The sequence below is a fragment of the Bacteroides sp. DH3716P genome (assembly GCF_025914115.1).
Taxonomy (GTDB): domain Bacteria; phylum Bacteroidota; class Bacteroidia; order Bacteroidales; family Bacteroidaceae; genus Bacteroides; species Bacteroides ovatus.
On sequence record NZ_CP083673.1, the window covers coordinates 1,144,978 to 1,168,214 of the forward strand.

A 23,237-nucleotide genomic window follows, 5' to 3' on the forward strand; every position below is an offset into this window, starting at 1 on the left:
TTACTTCAATAGTTTAGCGTTAAACTCTTTCAAGGTATCCAATACATTGACACGAACATGGATGAAGTTTTCGATACCTGCAGCTTTCAGGTCGTCCATACAAGCCGGAGCACCGGCAACGATAAACATAGCACGACCATTCAGTGCTTTGAAAGCAGGAATTGCATATTCAGCATATTCATCATCGCTGGAACAGATAACAACAATATCAGCTTTTGCAGCCATAGCTGCCTCTACTCCTGCTTCTACTGTCTCAAATCCCAGATTATCAATTACTTCATAACCGGCACAAGCCAGGAAGTTACAAGAATATTGAGCACGTGCCTGACGCATTGCCAAATTTCCGATGGTTAACATGAACGCTTTCGGACGTTTGCCTGATGCTTCTGTTTCGAGACGCAATGCTTCAAACTGACTGGCAGCACGATCGAACACCAGAGTATCCACCTCTTTTTCGCAAGTATGAGAGTCACCTCCGCAACAACACTTACCTTCAACAGGTTGCTTATTGCCAGCCTTTTCATTGAAGTTCGGGAATTGGTTGGTACCCAACAGCACTTCACGACGCTGTGCAACTGCTTTATGACGAGCTTTGTTGCTCTCATTCACAGCAGCCTGAACAGTTCCTGCTTTCAATGCCGCATAGAAGCCACCTGCTTCTTCTACAGCAAGGAAGAGTTCCCAAGCCTGTTTTGCAATAGCCACAGTCAGATTCTCGATATAATAAGAACCGGCAGCAGGGTCGATCACTTTATCAAAATGAGATTCTTCTTTCAGCAGCAGTTGTTGGTTACGAGCCAGGCGTTCTGAGAACTCGTCCGGAGTCTCATAAGTCTTATCAAACGGAGTTACCGTCATAGAGTCTACGCCTCCTAATGCAGCACTCATGGCTTCAGTCTGTGTACGAAGCAGATTTACATGTGCATCAAACAAAGTAAGATTGAAAGTAGAAGTTTCGGCATGAACCGCCATTTTTGCTGCGCAACGACATTCTCCGTTAGGACCTTTATTCTCGCAATCACGCACACATTCAGGATTGTAAGAAGCTACAATATTTGCCCAAAGCAAACGTGCCGCACGGAATTTCGCTATTTCAAGGAAATAATTGGAACTGATACCAAAATTAAATTTGATTTTCTTAGCTACTATGGCAGCAGGAATACCGGCATCAGTCAATTGACCCATATATTCATTTCCCCAAGCCAGAGCATAACCCAGTTCCTGAGAAATATAAGCGCCTGCATTATTCAATGATAAAGCGTTTACATTCAGCACACGATAGAAAGGAAGCGGCTGAATGGCTTCAATCAAAGATTTGGCTGTTTGTACCATATCACCTTTCTCCTTGCCACGAGTCAGCATCTTGTTGAAGAAATCATAGTTGATAGAACCTTTCAGTTTCTTCACATCATAATCTTTCTTCTGGAAATAAGCTACCAGCAGATTAGCCAACTCAACCACATGCCCCTGACAGGTTGAGAAATTCAGTTCAACACACTCTGCCTGAATATCACTTAACAGTGTTTCAATATATTCCGCATTAAGTTCTTTTGCTTTCACATGGAAAGAAAGTGAGTCAACACCCTTATTTAGGATATCCAGTGCTTTCGCATTGGCTTCTTTCGGACATTCTACTCTAATTTCCTGACGAACCAACCATGCATTGTTGTCTTTTTTAGTTCCTCTTAAATAAGGGAACTCTCCAGGAAGTGCATCAGTAGTTTTTAAATCCTCCAGATCTTCCATCCGGTAAAAAGGTTTCACTTTAAACCCTTCGTTTGTTTTCCAAACGAGCTTCTTCTCAAAATCAGCACCTTTTAAATCGGCTGTAACCTTCTCCATCCATTGTTCGGTGGAGGCAGGAGAAAAGTCTGAGAAGAGTTTTTCTTTTTTGTCTGCCATAGTTTATTTAAAATTAAAACAAGATTAATATTGTCTTTATTTTTATCTATCTCTTTCTAAATGTCAGTCGTTCGACCTGCAAATATAACCAATAAGTTAAAACGAATCTCTTTTTTAGGGAAAATTCGCACAGGACGCCCCGATTCGTCAAGTGCATACAATCTGCATAGAAATTCTTCATTTTTAGTTCTTCTTTTATTTGATTAGCTCCAATGTTATGAGTAATTTTGCACTCGTTTTTAGAAAAACATTATAAAAACTGCTATATTATGGATTGGTTACAAAGTTTATTATGGGACCCCAGCTCCGTAGCTCACATCGTGCTCCTCTACGCATTTGTAGTGGCTGCCGGCGTGTATCTTGGTAAGATAAAGATATTCGGAGTTTCTTTGGGCGTCACATTTGTTTTGTTTGCCGGCATCCTAATGGGACATTTCGGCTTCACAGCCGATACACACATCCTACATTTCATCCGTGAATTCGGATTGATCTTGTTCGTATTCTGTATCGGTCTTCAGGTGGGGCCATCTTTCTTCTCCTCTTTCAAAAAAGGAGGAATGACATTAAACCTGTTGGCTGTAGGCATCGTAGTGTTAAATATTGCTGTCGCACTGGGGCTTTATTACCTCTGGAACGGCCGGGTAGAACTGCCGATGATGGTAGGTATCCTTTACGGAGCAGTGACAAATACTCCGGGACTTGGTGCTGCCAATGAGGCTCTGAATCAGTTGCATTATACCGGTCCGCAGATTGCTCTCGGTTATGCATGTGCTTATCCCCTCGGTGTGGTAGGTATCATTGGTTCTATCATTGCCATCCGTTACATCTTCCGTGTCAATATGGCGAAAGAAGAAGAAAGCCTGAAAATCCAAAGTGGAGATTCACACCACAAACCTCACATGATGAGCCTGGAAGTTCGCAATGAATCAATTAGTGGAAAAACGCTGATTGAAATCAAGAATTTCCTGGGCCGTAAGTTCGTTTGCTCCCGAATTCGCCATGATGGTCATGTAAGTATTCCCGACCATGAAACAGTGTTTAATATAGGCGACCAGTTATTTATCGTCTGCTCGGAAGAAGACGCTCCTGCAATTGTAGTATTTATCGGAAAAGAAGTGGAGCTCGACTGGGAAAAACAAGACCTCCCAATGGTTTCCCGTCGTATTCTGGTTACCAAACCGGAAATCAATGGTAAAACATTAGGTTCTATGCACTTCCGTAGTATGTATGGGGTCAATGTCACTCGTATCAACCGTTCCGGTATGGACCTGTTTGCCGATCCGAATCTGATACTTCAGGTAGGTGACCGCGTTATGGTGGTAGGACAGCAAGATGCAGTGGAACGTGTTGCCGGTGTACTGGGTAATCAGTTAAAACGCTTGGATACACCGAACATTGTTACGATCTTCGTTGGTATCTTCTTAGGTATCCTTCTGGGTAGTCTTCCGATTGCATTCCCAGGTATGCCGACTCCTTTAAAATTAGGTTTGGCAGGCGGACCGCTGGTAGTGGCAATTCTTATCGGCCGTTTCGGTCATAAGCTGCATTTAGTGACTTATACAACCATGAGTGCCAACCTGATGCTTCGTGAAATCGGTATCGTTCTCTTCCTTGCCAGTGTCGGTATAGATGCCGGTGCCAATTTCGTGCAAACGGTAGTCGAGGGAGACGGATTACTATACGTAGGTTCCGGTTTCCTTATCACCGTTATCCCGCTATTTATCATCGGCACCATCGCAAGATTATATTATAAGGTAAACTACTTCACCCTGATGGGATTGATAGCCGGTAGTAATACCGACCCACCGGCATTGGCTTATGCCAATCAAACAACCTCCGGAGATGCTCCGGCAGTGGGATACTCTACAGTTTATCCGTTATCAATGTTCCTCCGTATTCTGACGGGACAGATGATATTATTAGCAATGATGTAAATCAAGTTTAGCATATAAACAATAAAGCCGGCTATATCCAAATGGAATACGCCGGCTTTATTTATTTTTTCAATCTGCTTTTCTATCCTGTCATACAAGCTGCAGTTTCTTTACTACAAATTCTTCAATGAACCGCACTGTCTCTTCAATTCCCAAAGAAGAAGAATCGATGCACAAATGATAAGTAGCTGCTGCTCCCCACGTTTTATAGCTATAATAATTATAGTATTCCGAACGTCTCTTATCCGCTTTTTCGATCATTTCTTCTGCAGCTTCCGCATCAATATGATGCATGCCACACAACCGCGCTATGCGATCTTCTTTAGAGGCTGAAATAAAAACATTAGCACAACGAGGATGCTCTCGCAGAATATAATCTGCGCAACGTCCTACAAAGACACAAGATCTTTCTGCTGCCAGATGACGGATCACATCACTCTGTACTTTGAACAAAGCATCATTGCTCAAGCAGTTGTTACATGGCATAGCTCCCTCACTGATAAAAGGGAAACGCATACCGAACAGTCCGCCAATAATACCCTGCGAGGCTTTTTCATCAGCCTTTTCAAAAAACTCCTTACACAATCCACTTTCCTCCGAAGCCAGATTAATCAGTTCCTTGTCGTAGAAGTTGATTCCCAAACGGGCTGCCAACTTCTCTCCTATTTCTTTTCCGCCGCTACCTAACTGACGGCCGATATTGATAACATAATTACCGCTCATAGTACATTTTGTTTTATGGTTCTGTAGCAAACATACGACTTTTTTCTAAAAATCACATCATCAAACGAAAGTTATATTTGAAAGTGACTATGAAATATCCTTTTATTTCCTGGTTACGGAACTCATAAAAACCATCAGAAGAAGTCGTACGGCCGAAACTTTTCCTCTTCCCGAGAATATCCGCCCAATAAGCAGACAGTTCCGCTTCTTTCTTTTTCAAGAACCGCCAGCTGGCACTTGCATTCCACAACATCTGGTCATCTTCGCCTTTACGGATATTCGTACCATTACGGAAAGAATAAGCTCCGTCAGTCCGTAATTGCAAGCCAAAAGGAAGATCAACGTACCCCTCAAGACGAAAACTATAATTACGCGTATAGGTATCGTTATCATTGATAGAATTAAGCGAATACTGATAATTCCAGGAAGTAGAGAAATCAATACCTCCCCAGGTGGGCTGATAAGATACATTCGCGTCACACCCCAATCCGGTATCACGTGTCGTACTTTTCTTCGGTTCGAGGCTCTTGTCTTCATTAATCATACTGACACGATTGCTATGATTACCGTTCATATCCAACCGCAAGGAAAAATGTCCCAGACGCTTCCACCAGTTGGCACTTCCATATACATTCCAGTTTCCGTTAATATTAATAGGAGATGTCTCACGTCCGCCGGTTTTTGCATCATATAGCACTACCTGCGTCACACTGTTCTGTTCCATCTGCCCGCCGATATTCGCAGATATACCTTTTTTTGAATGTTGAAAGCTCACACGGACACTATGAGAAAACATCTGTTTCAAATCCGGATTTCCCCGGGTGATATACAACGGATTACTGTTATCCGTCAGCGGCATTAAATCTGATAAGGAGGGTTGCCGGGTTCTACCGCTATAATTGAAAGTGATCCGGGCCTCTTTCTTTTTCCAATTCACCCATATCATAGGCTGAAAGTCGATAGTATGCATGGTAGTGTCCGCATAGAGCTTTCCCATTTTCCGTTCAATGGCACGTTTTTGCGGAGTCATCCCTAATGAGGCATTAAACATCCAGGTATCATCAGAGTAATTAAGCCCCACATCCAGATTATGGCCATTCGTACGACTATGACTCCGATTACTCAAACTATCCACATACCCTGCTTCATAGTCGGGAGGTAGTTCACCAAAGACTTCCGACTTCGTCAGAGAAGATAATTCATACGTATCACGATTATCACGCTCATAGTTAGTATCCCAGTTATATGCTACCCGGAAATGCATCTTCTTACCAATAGGCTGGGCAAAGGTAATCCCGACTCTCCATGAATTATTTTTTTGAGGCGACTTCAAATACTGGTTACGAAAAAGCACCGAATCATTTCCCAATTTATCTTCAAGACGGAAATAAGTAGTTTTAGAAAGCGAAAAACTTTCATTATCTCCCCACGAATCCGAGTTCAGGATATTCAATGCCAGCGTTGTACCTTTTTCATTCAGACGTCTCATAATACTCATCATCCAGCTATAACGGTTCGACTGATTCTCCGAACGCGACCGGTTCTCACTACGATTCACTTTTATATCCCGGGGAATAGATTCAAAGTCATCAAACAAGCTCTCATGATTTATGCCGGGAGGAGCATCAAAGGATGCATTCTGGCTACTGTTTTCATTCCTATTAGGAGAGATTCCTAAATTACCGGTAAAATGTATACGTGTACGTTTATCTACTTCCCAGCTTCCTATGAAGTTAGAACTAATCGACCGCCCCTTAGAGTTACTTTCGTTAGTAGACGCAGAGTATTGATTACCTGCCGGTAAATACTGTTCCTGATAAATGGAAGAAAGATTTCCGTTCCGGTTCAGATTATAGTTCACACTTCCGGTCAGGGAGAATTTCTTACCGAATTTATGAGTCATATTCATTCCTACCGAATTGTTGATATTATCCTTGTACGTACTATTCTGGTATCTGTTGGTAGACTGTGCGATAAAAGAAAGATTATCTCCGTCTTTACTAAAATAATTCACTTGCCCCTCGAAATCCTTCTTCTGGTTATTCCCGTATCCTACCGTTGCATTTGTCAGCCAGGTTTTATTCAATTCATCCTTAGTCTGCAAGTCGAGTACATATTTCTTTTCTCCTGAACTAATTCCGGTGAACTCCTCTTCTTTCGATTTCTTATCATATACTTTCAACTTACTAATCAAGTCTGCCGGAAGATTTTCGAGTGCCGTCTTTTTATCTCCGGAGAAAAAAGCTTCGCCATTTACATTGATTTCACTGATGGGCTGTCCGTTGTATGTCAACGAATTATCTTTCTTATTATATACCAATCCGGGAACACGCTTCACTAAATCTTCCAGATAAGCTCCTTCACGAGTTTTAAAAGCGGCAGCATTGATAACCGTAGTATCTCCCTCCATCACTACTTCCTGCAATTTTCCCGTTATCGTCACTTCACTAATCTGAATATCATCATCTTTCAATACCACTGTACCGATATTCACCGATACAGAGTCTTCCAGTGCCCGGTATACAGATTGCATTCCCATAAAAGAGACCTTCAACAGGTATTTCTTTTTCTTCTGCGGTTGATAATTAAGAATGAAACGCCCATTCTTATCACTTGTTATTCCCTTGATAAAGGCAGAATCGCTTTTCGCCAAAATAACAATGCTGGCAGATGGTAATGCCCGCTTCTCATTACTGCCGGCTTCCACTGTCTGCACTCTTCCTCGCACAGTTCTCACTTGTTGAGCATACAGAGCAGTATGTCCCCAAAGTAGCAGCAAAAGCAATCCCACTAACTTACAAGCGTTCATATCCAATAGTAGTTAAGTCTGATATTTATGTTGATCTAAAACAAATCGGGACAAAGTTAATAACTTTTACGTAAAACGGTTAATCCCGGAGTTATTTTTTATACCTTTGTCCATCCATTATTCAATCAGCAACTTAATGAAAAGGATTATACTAATCACAGGAGGACAACGATCCGGTAAAAGTTCGTTCGCGGAAAATAAAGCGCATGAACTTACTACGTCACCGGTTTACTTGGCCACTGCCAGGATATGGGACGAAGAATTCAGAAAAAGGGTAGAACGCCATCAAAAGAACCGCGGTCCTGAATGGATAAATATAGAAGAAGAAAAAGAATTGAGCCGTCACAATGTAGCGGGCAGAGTCGTAGTGATAGATTGTGTAACTCTTTGGTGCACTAACTTCTTTATGGAGTTTGATTCTAACGTTGCCTCCTCATTGGAAGCCGTCAAAAAAGAATTCGACAAATTTACCCAGCAGGATGCCACTTTCATATTTGTAACTAATGAGATTGGTTGGGGGGGAGTTTCCGAGAACAAACTGCAACGTAAATTCACAGACTTGCAAGGTTGGACCAATCAATACATCGCATCGCATGCCGACGATGTATATCTCATGGCAAGTGGTATTCCCGTAAAAATAAAATAAACATGAAAACATTTCATATTCAAAAGCCGGATGAAGCTATCAAAGAAGCTCTGATTGACAAAATCAATAATCTGACCAAGCCTAAAGGATCGCTTGGAAGACTGGAAAAAATTGCTTTGCAAATCGGACTGATCCAACAATCCCTTTCTCCACGATTAACTCATCCTCAAAATATAATCTTTGCCGCGGATCATGGCATCGTAGAAGAAAAAGTCAGCCCATCTCCTAAAGAAGTAACCTGGCAACAAATCAGCAACTTTCTTCATGGGGGAGCAGGGATCAATTTCCTGTGCCGACAGCACGGTTTCACTCTTAAAATTGTAGACGCAGGAGTCGATTATGATTTACCTTATGAAAAAGGTATCATTAACATGAAAGTCGGAAGAGGAACACGCAATTTCCTTCATGAAGCAGCCATGACACCTGAAGAGATGGAACTTTGCCTGGAGCATGGTGCCCAATGTGTAGACACTTCTCACCAGGAAGGCTGCAATATCATTAGCTTCGGTGAAATGGGAATCGGAAATACTTCGTCCTCTTCTCTATGGATGACTTGCTTCACCGGAATCCCATTAGATCAATGTGTAGGTGCAGGAAGCGGACTCAATCACCAGGGAATAAACCACAAATACGAAGTTCTGAAAAGATCTCTCGAACAATATCCGGGAGAGCATTCCGCAGAAGAAATCCTCTGCCGTTTCGGAGGTTACGAAATGGTAATGGCCGTAGGAGCAATGCTCAAAGCTGCAGAACTGGGAATGGTTATTTTAATTGATGGATTTATAATGACCAATTGTATTCTTGCCGCTTCACGCCTTTATCCGGAAGTGATGAGCTACGCCATATTCGGTCATCAGGGAGACGAGAGCGGACATAAGCTATTATTGGATTATCTCGGAGCACGTCCCCTACTCAATCTCGGATTAAGACTTGGAGAAGGAAGCGGTTCCGTTTGTGCCTATCCCATTGTGGATTCCGCTGTGAAAATGCTGAATGAAATGGATTCATTTGCTCATGCTTCCATCACTAAATATTTCTAAAATGAACCAGATACTTGCCGCCCTCATATTCTTTACACGATTGCCTTTCTGGAAAATAAAAGAAGTTCCGCAGGAGTGTTTCAAACACGTTGTCAATTATTGGAGTTTCAGTGGCTGGCTGACCGGGGGAATGATGGCATTGATTTTCTGGGGAGCCAGTACTATTCTACCTCACGGAGTAGCCGTAATCCTGGCACTGACTTCACGTTTACTTATCACAGGAGCATTGCATGAGGATGGATTGGCCGATTTCTTCGATGGATTCGGAGGTGGGACGAACAGAGAAAGCACATTACGCATCATGAAAGATTCCCATATCGGAAGCTATGGAGTTTTGGGATTAATCATCTATTATTTATTTGCTTACAATCTACTGGTCGCACTTCCCTTAGCAGTTACTCCTTTCTTATTACTAAGCGGAGATACCTGGAGTAAATTCATTTCTTCCAATATCATCAATTACCTGCCCTATGCACGGAAAGAAGAAGATAGCAAATCCGGAACAGTATATACAAGAATGAGTTTTGGAGAGATCGTAATGTCTGCGATGGGTGGAATACTACCTCTCCTATTACTTCCTCCAAGCTACTGGCCCGTATGTATATTTCCCATTCTGGTATTCTTCTTTATCTGCCGGATGATGAAACGACGTCTGAACGGATATACCGGAGATTGTTGCGGTGCATTATTTCTCTTAAGCGAAATGAGTTTCTGGCTGGGAGCAGTGATGTCTATCTATATAAAATAAGTAAACCTATGAATATTTATCTAATCAGACATACCTCTGTCGACGTTCCTAAAGGTCTTTGTTACGGTCAGTCAGACGACGTTCCTTTACGTCCTACATTTGAGATAGAAGCAGCCGTAACCAAAGCTAAAATCGAATCCATTCACTTTGATATGGCTTACACCAGTCCTCTATCCAGATGCACCCGTCTGGCACAGTATTGCGGATTCGGAGATACCATCCGTGACCCAAGAATACTGGAACTTAATTTCGGAGATTGGGAAATGCAGTATTTTAATAAAATCAAAGACCCGAATCTCCAATGCTGGTATGACGACTACATGAATGTAAAAGCAACCAATGGAGAATCGTTTGCCGACCAATATAGACGAGTAGCCGCATTTTTAGACGAAATCAAACAAAAGGAGGCTGAAAATATAGTAGTATTTGCTCATGGCGGCGTATTGATTTGCGCACAGATTTATGCAAAGTTGATTCACCAGGAAGAAGCATTTCAGGCAGTACCTGCCTACGGAGGAGTTTTTCTATATCAAGAGTGCCCGTAAACAAACAGGTGTAGATATCTCTAATAAGTTTGCGATGTCTTTACCCTCACACCCTGTTTAATAATTACTTACTGGAGAATTTTCGGTTGACGGCAGTTCCACTTTATTTCATTACTTGGGACAAAGTGTTTCGCACCGAGAAACGAAATGTTTCAAGTAATGAAACGAAGTGTTTCACACCGAGAAACAAAATGTTTCGCTACTTGAAACTAAGTGTTTACCTATATGAACAAGCCATTATCTGCATAGATTCTGCAAATAACTACATACTTTCGATGGATTTACTATATCCTTATAAACTTCAGGTTTAACCTATCAACCAAATCAAGACGAGACAGGGTGAGAGTAACTGTTTACCCTCACCCTACTCTCACTCTTACCCTCACACCTGTAACTATGATGAATAAGCGGTTTGAGTCAATGGGTGAGAGTGCGAGGGTAAAAAGCATCTCCAAACTTTTTCTGAATCTTTAAGGTGCAGAAATTCTCTGAAGTAATCAGCAGACCGATAAACTTAATCCATTCTGCCTGCCTAAGGGGAGGATACATAAATAGGAATGATTTCGGAGAAAATGCAATAAAAAAAGAAAGAATATCTCCAAAGATACTTATCTTTGCCCCGCAATGTCAATCTTCAGACACCGAAAATTATTTATTCATTTAAAAGATACACGAATAAAGATGAAATCTCCTATTTCAATCCTCACATGGCTATGTCTTCTCTTCCTGGCTAGTTGTATATCCAACAAGAAGACTTCTCTCGAGGCTTTCAAACAGGATGTCTATACACCTGAATACGCAACCGGATTCAAGATTCTGGGTGCGGACAATACCGCCAGCACACTTATTCAGGTTTCCAACCCATGGCAGGGAGCCAAGGACGTGAAAATGTCTTATTTCATTTCCCGCAACGGTGAACAAGCGCCTGCCGGATTTACCGGTCCTACGATTCCTGCCGGAGCAAAACGTATCGTATGTATGGCTTCTTCCTACATCGCCATGTTCGACGCTCTAGGTCAAGTGGACAAAATTGTCGGAGTATCGGGCATCGACTATGTATCCAATCCATATATTCTCGCACATAAAAATTCTATCAAGGACATGGGCCCCGAAATGAATTATGAGTTATTATTGGGACTGAAACCGGATGTTGTCCTGTTATACGGTATCGGAGATGCGCAAACTGCCGTAACAGACAAACTGAAAGAACTGTATATACCTTATATGTATGTAGGAGAATATTTGGAGGAATCGCCGCTTGGTAAAGCCGAATGGCTGGTAGCTCTTGCCGAATTAACAGACAGCAGGGAAAAAGGCATCGAAATATTCCGTGAAATCCCTAAACGTTATCAAGTTTTGAAAGCGCTCACCGAATCGGTAGAACAACGTCCTACCGTTATGCTCAATACCCCGTGGAACGACAGTTGGGTGATGCCTTCCACACAAAGTTACATGGCACAATTGGTAACTGATGCGGGTGCGGATTACATCTACCAAGAAAACAAGTCTAACAGTTCCACTCCCATCGGACTGGAAACAGCTTACAAACTGATACAAAAGGCCGACTACTGGATTAATGTAGGCATGGCTTCTACGTTGGATGAACTAAAGACGGTCAATCCTAAATTTGTAGACGCCAAAGCTGTACGCGAAAAAACTGTTTACAACAATAATTTACGAACAACACCGACAGGAGGTAATGACTACTGGGAATCTGCAGTGGTACGTCCCGACGTCGTATTGCGTGACCTGATTCATATCTTTCACCCCGAACTCGTATCCGATTCACTTTACTATTACAGACATCTGGAATGAAACAGCCTGATAAACGCACTCCCTTTTTATTCATTACACTGGGTATAGTTGCCATACTGTTATTACTGATAGACATGGCAACGGGAGATACATATATTCCTATCACCAAGGTATGGGCTGTACTCACCGGAGGCGAATGTGACGAAATGACACGGAATATTCTCCTTTCTATCCGTTTCATACGGGTAGTGGTAGCGGCTTTAATAGGAATAGCACTCTCCGTTAGCGGTTTACAGATGCAAACAGTATTCCAGAATCCATTAGCAGACCCTTACCTGTTGGGAGTAAGTTCCGGTGCAGGACTGGGCGTAGCTCTGTTCATACTAGGTGCTCCATTACTTGGATGGGCGGAGTTTCCAATTCTTCAGTCGCTGGGTATCGTTGGCTCGGGCTGGGTAGGAACTGCCGTAATCTTATTGGGAGTAGCCATTATCAGCCGGAAAGTAAAAAACATTCTCGGTGTATTGATTATGGGAGTTATGATAGGCTACGTAGCAGGCGCTATCATTCAGATACTCCAATACCTAAGTTCTGCCGAACAACTGAAAATGTTCACACTCTGGTCAATGGGATCTCTTAGCCACATCACAGTCACCCAACTGGGAATTATGATACCGATGTTATGTATCGGTTTACTAATTTCCGTAGCCTGTATCAAATCGCTGAACCTGTTACTGCTCGGTGAAAATTATGCACGAACGATGGGAATGAACATTAAACGTTCACGCACGTTCATCTTCGTTTCTACCGCACTGCTGACAGGAACGGTCACCGCTTTCTGTGGTCCGGTAGGATTTATCGGCCTGGCAGTACCGCATGTCACACGACTGCTATTCAACAATGCCGACCACCGGATACTGGTCCCCGGCACCATGCTGACAGGGCTTATCAGCATGCTTCTCTGCGACATCATCGCCAAGAAGTTCCTACTTCCGGTTAACTGCATCACCGCCTTACTAGGTGTTCCGGTTATTTTATGGGTAATTGCTAAAAACTTGCGTAGATTCAAATGATAGAACTTAAAGAACTGACATTAGGATATGGACAGCGCACGCTGTTGGAAACGGTAAATGCCCGAATCACAGGCGGACAACTCGTTGCCCTGTTAGGACGTAACGGAACGGGAAAGAGCACCCTGCTCCGTGCTATGATGGGGCTGGAAAAGCCTCAATCAGGAGAGATTACTCTGCAAGGAAAAAACATAGCATCATTGAAACCGGAAAAATTAGCCCGGAATATAAGCTTTGTCACCACCGATAAAGTACGTATCGCTAATCTCCGCTGTAAAGATGTAGTAGCCTTAGGGCGTGCTCCCTATACCAACTGGATCGGCCAACTGCAACCGGAAGACCAAAAGCGGGTGGATGACGCTATGCAGCTAGTCGGTATGTCCGGTTATGCAGAAAAGACAATGGATAAAATGTCCGATGGCGAATGTCAGCGAATCATGATTGCCCGTGCTCTTGCACAGGATACTCCCGTCATCCTGCTTGATGAACCGACCGCCTTCCTGGACTTACCTAACCGCTACGAGCTCTGTTTGCTTTTAAAGAAACTGGCACAGGAAGAAAAAAAATGTGTCTTATTCTCCACTCATGACCTCGACATCGCCTTATCGCTTTGCGACTCCATCATGCTCATAGATAATCCGCAGATGTACACGCTGCCTACTCCGGAAATGGTGGCTAGCGGACATATAGAAAGACTTTTCCGAAATGAATCCGTCACGTTTGATGTGCAGGAGATGAGAGTACGCATCAAATAAACAAACAGATATCCGACAAGAATCAGACTGTGTATAAAATAAATAGGTAGCATTCATTTGGGTTCCTATATAAATTCGCTATCTTTGCCCCGAATTGGTTTCAGATAGCCATATCAACTATCTGAATTAAAAGGGAATCGGGTGTAAATCCCGGACAGTCCCGCTGCTGTGAAACTCCATTCAACTTCTTGATATTTACTTTTACCACTGACCAGGTATCGATAGTCAAGGTCGGGAAGGCATCAGGAAGGGAGTCAGTCAGAAGACCTGCCATTCATACCTTTATAGTTGTTTTTACTCGTGGGATAGGAAAACGGCAGACTGTAAAAAAAGAATCGAGTAGTCATGACATCGGAAATGATTGAAGGAGGATAAATTCTCTCTAGCTAAAATATCAAAAGGACGGCATTAGACCGTCATGCTCAATGTGTGCGTATCCCCGCAGAAGTGATTTCTCCGGGGTTACTTTTAGCTAAACTAAATATCATCATATAATAATCACAATGGAAGTTCTAAGAAATTTATTTGAAGGTTACCCCAATCTTTGGGGCGGCGGAGTGGCACACTCCGTACTGATTCTGTCACTAACCATAGCGTTTGGAATCATCCTTGCAAAAATCAAAGTGCGGGGAGTATCTCTGGGAGTTACCTGGATACTCTTTGTCGGAATCGTATTCGGCCATTTCAACATGAATCTGGACGAACACCTGCTCCACTTTCTAAAAGAATTCGGATTGATTCTGTTTGTTTACTCAATTGGTTTGCAGGTAGGACCCGGCTTTTTTTCAGCATTCAAAAAGGGGGGCTTTACCCTGAATATGCTAGCTATGCTCGTAGTAGTATTAGGAGTAACCATTACTATTATCCTGCACTTCACCACCGGAACTCCGATTACCACAATGGTAGGTATTTTGTCCGGAGCCGTCACCAATACTCCGGGACTGGGAGCCGCACAACAGGCCAACAGTGATTTGAATGGCATAGATGCTCCCGAAATTGCTTTAGGATATGCAGTCAGCTATCCGCTGGGTGTAGTAGGTATCATCCTTTCCCTGCTTGCTTTGAAATATCTCCTTCGCATCAATACTGCTCAAGAAGAAAAAGAAGCAGAAGTCGGTCTGGGACATCTCCAGGAACTTACCGTACGCCCTATCTCCATTGAAGTGAGAAACGAATCGGTAGACGGCATCAGGATTAAAGAACTCCGCCCGTTACTGAACCGTAAGTTTGTCATTTCCCGCATCAAACACCGCGAGGGTGGAGAAACCGAATTGGTCAATTCCGAAACAATTCTACATGTAGGGGATATCATATTAGTGATCTCTACCCCGATTGACGTGGAAGCAATCACTATATTCTTCGGAAAGGAAATCAAAATGGAATGGGAACAACTGAACAAAGAGCTCATTTCACGCCGTATCCTGATTACTAAACCGGAATTGAACGGGAAAACGCTTTCACAACTCAAAATCAGAAATAACTTCGGAGCAAACATCACCCGCGTCAATCGTTCGGGAGTAGACTTGGTAGCCTCTCCACAATTACAGTTACAAATGGGAGACCGTGTCACCATTGTAGGTTCCGAACTGGCTGTTGCCCATGCAGAGAAAGTACTTGGCAACTCCATGAAACGCTTAAATCATCCGAACCTGATTCCTATCTTTATAGGTATCGCTTTAGGATGTATTCTGGGAAGTCTTCCTTTCGCATTTCCCGGAATTCCGCAACCTGTGAAACTAGGATTGGCAGGCGGTCCGCTCATCGTTTCTATCCTGATTAGCCGTTTCGGTCCGAAATACAAGCTGATTACTTATACCACCATGAGTGCCAACCTGATGCTTCGTGAAATCGGTATTTCCATCTTCCTCGCTTGCGTAGGTTTAGGAGCAGGCGAAGGCTTTGTAGACACAGTCATTCATGGCGGAGGATATATATGGGTAGGCTACGGAGTAATCATAACCATCCTGCCACTTCTGATTACGGGATTGATAGGACGGTATTATTGCAAGCTGAATTATTTCACGCTTATCGGAGTTCTGGCTGGTTCTACCACCAATCCGCCGGCATTGGCTTACTCCAATGACCTGACCTCCTGTGATGCGCCTGCCGTCGGCTACGCTACGGTGTATCCGCTCACCATGTTTCTGCGAGTATTGACGGCACAAATATTGATTCTGTCGTTGGGATAACATATTAATATATCCTTTTCCATCCAATTGATTACTAACAAATGGAGAGAATAGGATCAGATGCCGGAATATTTGTTATTGGTCAATGGGATATTTTTTTAGAATAAAACAAACTAATTAATAAAAACTTTCTAACTTTGTGCCGTTAAGGTTTCCTTGAACAACTTTTGCGTTGTAAAGGAATGAAAAGGGAATGCCGTGTAAACCGGCAACAGTACCTGCTGCTGTAAATCTCCGCTCCTTGTAATCAAAGAGCAAAATTGCAACACAAAAGTCACTGGATAGTTTATCTGGGAAGGCGTTGCAAAATGGGATGAGTCAGAAGACCTGCCTTGATGCTCTGATTTACACCTGCGGGATTTCGGGTAGTAGTCAAATAGAAAATAAGCAATTATCTTTTATTTGGTATAATAGCTATATGTCCGTTTGTGTAGATTGAATTCAGATCTGAACAAACGGATTTTTTATACCTATAAAATAAAAGACATGCTTTCTATTCAAGTCCATTCATACAATAAGCATTATATCCATTTACGGTGGATATTATGTTTGATTCTATCTCTATTTACCACATTACCGGCCATTTCCCAGTCCAGGGTTCGGCATCAGACTTCTCTGTCTGATACACTTCTCAAACTCAAAGAAGTTACTATCTACAGCAACCGGATGCAAAAAAAGATGTCTCCTGTACAGATTCTGTCCGGCAAAGAACTTGAGAAGCTCAATGTTTACTCCGTTGCTGATGCTTTGCGCTACTTTTCCGGAGTACAGATAAAAGATTACGGAGGTATTGGAGGACTAAAAACCGTCAATATACGAAGTATGGGCAGTCATCATGTCGGAGTATTTTACGATGGTATTGAATTAGGAAATGCGCAAAATGGAGTCGTCGATCTAGGCCGTTTTTCATTAGATAATATGGAAGTCATTTCACTATATAATGGTCAAAAAAGTGCCATCTTCCAACCTGCCAAAGATTATAGTTCCGCAAGTGCCATATATATGCAGACACGAAAACCCCTATTCAAAGGGGAAAAGAAAAACAATCTGAACATCGGGGTGAAAGGCGGTTCATTCTCTACCATCAATCCGTCACTACTTTGGGAACATCGTTTCAACGAACGAATAAGCAGTTCCATCAGTACGGAGTATATGTATACATCAGGACGATATAAATTCACATACGCCAAGAAAGATGGTTACGACACAACAGCTGTTCGTCAAAATGGAGACGTAAGAATGTTACGTTTGGAGAATGCATTCTTCGGAAAAGTCCCCAAAGGAGAATGGAAAGCCAAAGCATACCTATACAATTCGGAACGGGGATACCCCGGAGCTGCGGTAAGAGAAGAACCGGGTAAGTTTCGCCATCAGGACCGGCAGTGGGATACCAATCTGTTTGTGCAAGGCTCTTTTCAAAACTATTTTAAGCCTTGGTACAGTCTGCTAGCCAACGGAAAATATGCTTATGACTATCTCCACTATTTATCCGATCCCAGACTGGATGTCACCACCATGTACGTAGACAATCACTACCGACAGCAAGAAATCTATGCTTCGGCCGCCCATTTATTCACCATCTATCCCTGGTGGAGAATGTCATTATCCAACGATTTTCAATGGAATGCATTACGGGCCGATCTCATAGATTTTGTCTATCCAACCCGTAATACAATCCTGACTTCTGCTGCCACGTCCTTTGACTTCAACCGCCTCATGTTGCAGGCGAGCCTGTTATATACTCATATCGATGACAATACACGTACCAAAGGAGCCAATGCAGGCACCAAAAACAAATACACTCCGTCTGTCATAGCCACCTGGCAACCATTGACCAAGCTCCCTCTGAATGTACGGGCCTTTTATAAGAAAGTCTTTCGCATGCCAACTCTCAATGATTTGTATTATACTTTTATAGGCAATAAGGACTTAAAACCAGAATATACCACCCAATACGATGTGGGTATCACTTTCTCTCACACCTGGAATAACCATTGGCTGAAAAGCCTGGACTTACAAATAGATGGTTACTATAATGAAGTAGATGATAAAATCATTGCCATGCCTACCTCCAACCAGTTCCGTTGGACTATGATTAATCTCGGACATGTGGAAATTCGGGGATTAGACGCAGCCATACGAGGAGAATGGGGCTTCGGAAAGGTGGAACTTAGCACTCTCTTCAATTACACCTATCAAAAGGCACAGGATTTTACCGATCCTACCAGTGAATGGTATGGAGGCCAGATTCCTTATATACCTTGGCATGGAGGTTCCATCATCCTCAATGGAAGTTACCAAACATGGTCCTGTAACTATAGTTTCATTTATACAGGTGAACGTTATGAAGCAGTCGCCAATATCCCGGAGAACTACGCACAGCCCTGGTATACCCACGATTTTTCCCTATCCAAAACTTTTCAATGGGGGAAAACGGGAATACGTGTAACGGCAGAAATTAATAATATCTTCAATCAGCAATATGAAGTAGTGCAATGCTATCCTATGCCCGGTACAAGTTTTAAAATCAAATTAAACGTCATGTTATGAGAATATCTGTTCTATCCATCATTATCTGTTTTGTTCTTCTATCGACTTCTTGTCGCGAAGATGAACGCATTATTCCGTCAACTCCCAACCAAGTTACTCCCGGAGTAAGCGGTACCTCTGTCAAAGGTTTCTTTCTACTCAATGAAGGAAATATGGGAAGCAACAAGGCTACCCTTGATTACTTTGATTACGAAACCGGTATCTATCATAAGAATATCTATGCGGAACGGAACCCGGGAGTCGTACAAGAATTGGGGGATGTGGGAAATGATATCCAAATCTATGGAAATAAGTTATATGCCATCATCAACTGTTCTCATTTCGTAGAAGTGATGAATGTAGAAACAGCAAAACACATCACGCAAATTTCCATACCTAATTGCCGTTATATCGTCTTTAAAGATAAATATGCATACGTCAGTTCGTATGCAGGCCCTGTCAAAATAGATCCCAACGCCAGACTGGGGTATGTAGCACGTGTTGACACTACCACACTGACTGTCAAAGATACCTGTGTGGTCGGCTACCAGCCGGAAGAAATGGTGATTGTGGGCAACAAACTCTATGTAGCCAACTCCGGCGGGTATCGCGTACCTAATTATGACCGCACGGTATCCGTCATCGACTTGAACACATTCAAAGTTATCAAAACCATTGATGTGGGAATCAATTTGCATAGAATGGAATTAGACCAATACGGAAATATTTATGTCTCATCCCGGGGAGATTATTATGACACTTACTCCGAAACATTTGTAATAGATTCCAATACCGATAAAGTAATCGAAGAATTACCGCTTCTTCCCAATACAGAAATGGCTATTTGCAGAGATTCACTGTATGTATACAGTACAGAATGGAGTTATTACACCAACAGTTGGACAGTCTCTTACGCCATCTATAATACAAAAACAAAGAAAACTGATACCCGCAATTTTATTACAGATGGTACGGAAAAATCTATCAAGATACCTTATGGAATAGCAATCAATCCGGAAACAGGTGAATTCTTCGTCACCGATGCCAAAGACTATGTGACTCCCGGCACATTATACTGTTTCTCCCGGGATGGAAAAAAGAAATGGTCAGTCATCACGGGGGACATTCCGGCACATATTGCCTTTACAGATAAGAAACTAAAAGAGATTCAATAATTCACAATTCTATTAATAATTAAAAACAAAAGCAATGAAGAAAATTCTATTTTTACTGCTCACTGTCGTTACAGTATGCAGTTGCTACAATGACGATGATCTCTGGGATAAAGTCAATGATCTCGACGGACGAGTAGAAACACTAGAAACAACAGTCAAGAAAATGAACTCTGAAATTACAACTTTACAGAGTTTGGTAGACGCATTAAATCAAGGGAAAGTAATCACCAACACGGAACAGACATCTGATGGCTACACATTAACTTTCAGTGATGGAAGCACCGTATCTATCAAAAATGGAAAGAATGGTACAGATGCTCCTGTGATTGGAGTGAAAGCTGACGAAGACGGAATATATTACTGGACCATTACTACCAACGGTACTACAGAATGGCTGCCGGATGCAACTAACAAGTTAAAAGTGACAGGTACAACTCCAGTTATGGGAGTTGACAGTGACGGATACTGGACCGTTGATACAGGCGAAGGAGCCAAACGTATTAACGGAACAGACGGAAAACCTGTGAAAGCGGAAGGACAAGACGGAGACTCTTTCTTCAAATCTGTTACAGTTAATGACAATCATGTACTAGTTACTCTTGCAGATGGAACGTCGTTCACATTGCCCAAAGGGGAAACATATACATTTGACATTGCCAATAGGGATTATACCTTGTTCTCGTCTAATGAAACAAGGACGTATCTTCTTACAACTGCCAATATAGACGACGCAACATTAATTGCTATTCCGCAAGGATGGACAGCGGTTCTTAATGATAAAGACTTAAGAATCACAGCTCCGGCAGTTTCAGGTGATGATGTCAAAGATGGTGAACTTAAAATACTTGTCACTCCGTCCAAAGCTTTCGGTAAAGTAATAAAAATGCAATTAAGAGCAGTGCGTGAAGCACACTTCTTGACATTCGAGGATGTTGATTATAAAGGTGATGCTAACATGGTAGGAGAAAGAAACTGGTCATCATTAATTGACAGCCAACAATATGGTGGCCCACTACTTTATCCTAAGAATAACCAACTCTATAACTGGAGTGATGCAAACAACACTTTTCTTGCTTCCGAACTTCCTAACGGATGGGGTGATTACCAATACTGGGGTGGCGGACACGCAATTTCCAATTATCTGGATATGGATCTTACTCATGGAGACTTCCAGCACCAACTAGCCGTTTATTATCAGGATGCAAAAACTGGTTTTGGAGGACATAATGGTTCCAAAAACTTCTGCGTACATTACGGCTATGCAGACAATTCCGGATATGCCAACGGTCCATTACCCTATATTTACTTTGGAGACGGAGTTGCTCGTGTAGTTGACCATATGTATGTGACTATGACGACCTACCTAGCCAACTGTGTGGCCAACGGTAACGGTTTGACCGCACCCGCAGGCAAAGATGATTGGGTGAAACTGGTTGCTATCGGTTATGATGAAGATGGAAAAGAAGTAGCTACACGTCCGGAATTTTATTTGGTTGGAGCCGAGGGTAATATACTTGAATGGACAAAATGGGATTTATCCGCATTAGGCAAAGTGGTCAAAATAGACTTTAATGTCACTGGAAGTAATGATAACGGATATGGTTTCAGCCAACCTGCCTATTTTGCTTATGATGATGTAGCAGTGAGATTCTAATGAAACATATTATACTTTTTTTATTTGTTCTGTTAGCATTAATATCATGCGTGAAAGAAGAGGAGGACTCTCCTCTTCTTTCCGCTCCTGTCATTACCTTGAAAGAAGAATCCCCCATCTATAAAACAAAAATTGGTCGGGAGATAACCATCGCTCCTGTTTATGAAAATACCGATTCGGAAACGACCTTTAACTGGACAATAGATGGAAAGAGTATCTGTACCACTTCCACCCTGACATTTTCAGCCGATGAAGCAGGCAGGTATTTCATTCTGATTTCTGCCACCAATGCCGGAGGGACAACAGAAAAGGAGATACGTATCGATGTCTTTCAACTTGATGTACCGACTATCTCTATTGCGGATGCCGACAAAGGTTTCAAAGTGCTTCAAGGCTCTGAACTAACCATTACACCTATAGTAGATTCTTTTCTGGAAACCAGTTACTCCTGGCAAATAAACGGTGAAGATATTTCGAACGAATTAACCTGTACTCTCCCCACAATCGAGCTTGGCGAATATCAAGTTCGTTTTGCTACTCACAATGAAGATGGCGATGACGAAGTAACTTTCAAAGTAGAAGTTTGTTCACCGGATCAAGTAGATTTCAACTGGACATTCCTGCAAACGGAATATAACATGTCAGCCGGCAGAACTATCCGTATCAAACCGGTTGACGTGAATAATGCACTGGATGCAGTCTATACATGGACCGTGGACAATGAACAAGTGCAATCCGGAGAAAATGATACTTATCTGTTTACATCCGAGCAGCAGGGAGAACACACGGTAAAGGTCGAAATGAAGAACTCATATATACTCGCTACGCAAACATTAAAAGTCAATGTTTGCCCTCCCGCAGGAACATACCAGCGGAAGATTAGCGCCACAAGTTCTGCGTCAATGAACAAAGTATATGAATATTTACCGGCTCCCGGTCAATTCATCAATGAGAATCATAACACAACAACTATGGCAGAAGCCTGCACCTATGCAGAAGAACGAATCAATCAGACGGCTTATGTTTCCCTAGGCGGATTCGGTGGATACATCATCGTTGGATTCGATCATAGTATCGTGAATGATGGAGATTACAACATTGCTATTACAGGAAACGCTTTTGATGGTTCGTCAGAACCGGGAATTGTATGGGTAATGCAGGACGAAAATGGTGATGGGTTACCTAATGACACTTGGTATGAATTGCGCGGATCCGAATATGGGAAAGCCGAAACCTGGCAGGACTATGCCGTCACCTATCATAAACCAACTGGTATTCAGCTTCCCACCCCATGGACAGACAATCATGGTCAAAGTGGGTCTATTGATTATCTGGGTGCTTTTCACCGGCAAGATTATTATTATCCCGCCTGGGTAAAGGAAAAACAATATACTTTGCGAGGTACTCGCCTGAAAGAGCGTAATTACGATCAATCCGGTAATGGTACTTATTGGGTAAATGATAGTTATGAATGGGGATATGCTGATAATTTCAGCGCCATTGATCGTCTGACAGATGATGACAACTATAATGCCGGACCGTCTGACAATCATTTCAAGATATCCCATGCTGTAACTTTCGACGGTAAGGATGCAAACCTGAAGTACGTTGATTTTATCAAAGTACAAGTGGGTGTTAATAGTAAAAGCGGTTGGTTGGGTGAAATATCCACTGAAGTTTTTGGAATAAAGGATTTCAACATGCTCAAATAATTGATAGAATATACATAAGAGATTCTTTTCCCTATTAAATATAGAGATAAA

At 42.3% G+C, this 23,237-nt stretch carries 16 protein-coding genes and 2 riboswitches; of the genes, 13 read left to right on the top strand and 3 right to left on the bottom strand.

Annotated features, from left to right (window positions below):
• Positions 1-1,902, bottom strand: a complete 1,902-nt coding sequence (gene mutA / locus KQP79_RS04000) for a methylmalonyl-CoA mutase small subunit (protein WP_004312399.1) — start codon at positions 1,900-1,902, stop codon at positions 1-3.
• 269 nt (positions 1,903-2,171) lie between these two features.
• Between mutA and KQP79_RS04005 the strand changes: the two genes are divergently transcribed.
• On the top strand, positions 2,172-3,836 hold the full coding sequence (locus tag KQP79_RS04005; RefSeq protein ID WP_004312398.1) for a putative transporter: 1,665 nt from the start codon (positions 2,172-2,174) through the stop codon (positions 3,834-3,836).
• 90 nt (positions 3,837-3,926) lie between these two features.
• Here KQP79_RS04005 and KQP79_RS04010 read toward each other — a convergent pair whose 3' ends face one another.
• The gene (locus tag KQP79_RS04010; RefSeq protein ID WP_004299434.1) at positions 3,927-4,559 is read right to left on the bottom strand and encodes an AAA family ATPase; all 633 of its coding nucleotides are present in this window, start codon (positions 4,557-4,559) and stop codon (positions 3,927-3,929) included.
• A 52-nt stretch (positions 4,560-4,611) separates the two neighbouring features.
• Positions 4,612-7,368, bottom strand: a complete 2,757-nt coding sequence (locus KQP79_RS04015; RefSeq protein ID WP_022199123.1) for an outer membrane beta-barrel protein — start codon at positions 7,366-7,368, stop codon at positions 4,612-4,614.
• 136 nt (positions 7,369-7,504) lie between these two features.
• Between KQP79_RS04015 and cobU the strand changes: the two genes are divergently transcribed.
• The 12 genes from cobU (at position 7,505) to KQP79_RS04075 (ending at position 23,186) form a co-directional block, all read left to right on the top strand.
• Positions 7,505-8,014, top strand: a complete 510-nt coding sequence (cobU, locus tag KQP79_RS04020; RefSeq protein WP_004312396.1) for a bifunctional adenosylcobinamide kinase/adenosylcobinamide-phosphate guanylyltransferase — start codon at positions 7,505-7,507, stop codon at positions 8,012-8,014.
• 2 nt (positions 8,015-8,016) lie between these two features.
• Entirely contained in the window at positions 8,017-9,054 is a 1,038-nt protein-coding gene (cobT, locus tag KQP79_RS04025) for a nicotinate-nucleotide--dimethylbenzimidazole phosphoribosyltransferase (RefSeq protein ID WP_004312395.1), read from the top strand.
• Position 9,055: 1 nt separating this feature from the next.
• Positions 9,056-9,802 (top strand): adenosylcobinamide-GDP ribazoletransferase, encoded by a 747-nt coding sequence (locus KQP79_RS04030; RefSeq protein WP_004321880.1) that lies wholly within the window; start codon positions 9,056-9,058, stop codon positions 9,800-9,802.
• Between the two features lie 8 nt (positions 9,803-9,810).
• Positions 9,811-10,347, top strand: a complete 537-nt coding sequence (gene cobC, locus KQP79_RS04035) for an alpha-ribazole phosphatase (protein ID WP_022199122.1) — start codon at positions 9,811-9,813, stop codon at positions 10,345-10,347.
• A gap of 681 nt (positions 10,348-11,028) precedes the next feature.
• On the top strand, positions 11,029-12,162 hold the full coding sequence (locus KQP79_RS04040) for an ABC transporter substrate-binding protein (protein ID WP_004312392.1): 1,134 nt from the start codon (positions 11,029-11,031) through the stop codon (positions 12,160-12,162).
• Complete coding sequence (locus KQP79_RS04045) at positions 12,159-13,175, top strand: FecCD family ABC transporter permease (RefSeq protein ID WP_004306690.1); 1,017 nt, start codon at positions 12,159-12,161, stop codon at positions 13,173-13,175. The genes KQP79_RS04040 and KQP79_RS04045 overlap by 4 nt, the downstream gene beginning before the upstream one ends.
• Positions 13,172-13,927 (top strand): ABC transporter ATP-binding protein, encoded by a 756-nt coding sequence (locus KQP79_RS04050; RefSeq protein WP_004299412.1) that lies wholly within the window; start codon positions 13,172-13,174, stop codon positions 13,925-13,927. Before KQP79_RS04045 ends, KQP79_RS04050 begins: the two co-directional genes overlap by 4 nt.
• Before the next feature lie 78 nt (positions 13,928-14,005).
• Positions 14,006-14,217: riboswitch (cobalamin riboswitch) on the top strand.
• 213 nt (positions 14,218-14,430) lie between these two features.
• On the top strand, positions 14,431-16,116 hold the full coding sequence (locus tag KQP79_RS04055) for a putative transporter (protein ID WP_004312390.1): 1,686 nt from the start codon (positions 14,431-14,433) through the stop codon (positions 16,114-16,116).
• Between the two features lie 131 nt (positions 16,117-16,247).
• Positions 16,248-16,466: riboswitch (cobalamin riboswitch) on the top strand.
• Between the two features lie 136 nt (positions 16,467-16,602).
• Positions 16,603-18,666: a TonB-dependent receptor gene (locus tag KQP79_RS04060; protein WP_061447795.1), complete on the top strand. Its 2,064-nt coding sequence runs from the start codon at positions 16,603-16,605 to the stop codon at positions 18,664-18,666.
• Positions 18,663-19,820, top strand: coding sequence for a DUF5074 domain-containing protein (locus KQP79_RS04065; RefSeq protein WP_004312388.1), 1,158 nt, complete (start codon positions 18,663-18,665; stop codon positions 19,818-19,820). The genes KQP79_RS04060 and KQP79_RS04065 overlap by 4 nt, the downstream gene beginning before the upstream one ends.
• Positions 19,821-19,854: 34 nt before the next feature.
• Complete coding sequence (locus KQP79_RS04070) at positions 19,855-21,474, top strand: PL29 family lyase N-terminal domain-containing protein (RefSeq protein ID WP_004312387.1); 1,620 nt, start codon at positions 19,855-19,857, stop codon at positions 21,472-21,474.
• A complete protein-coding gene (locus KQP79_RS04075) occupies positions 21,474-23,186 on the top strand; it encodes a PKD-like domain-containing protein (RefSeq protein WP_004312386.1) in 1,713 nt (570 codons plus the stop codon). The genes KQP79_RS04070 and KQP79_RS04075 overlap by 1 nt, the downstream gene beginning before the upstream one ends.
• The last annotated feature ends 51 nt before the right edge of the window (positions 23,187-23,237 follow it).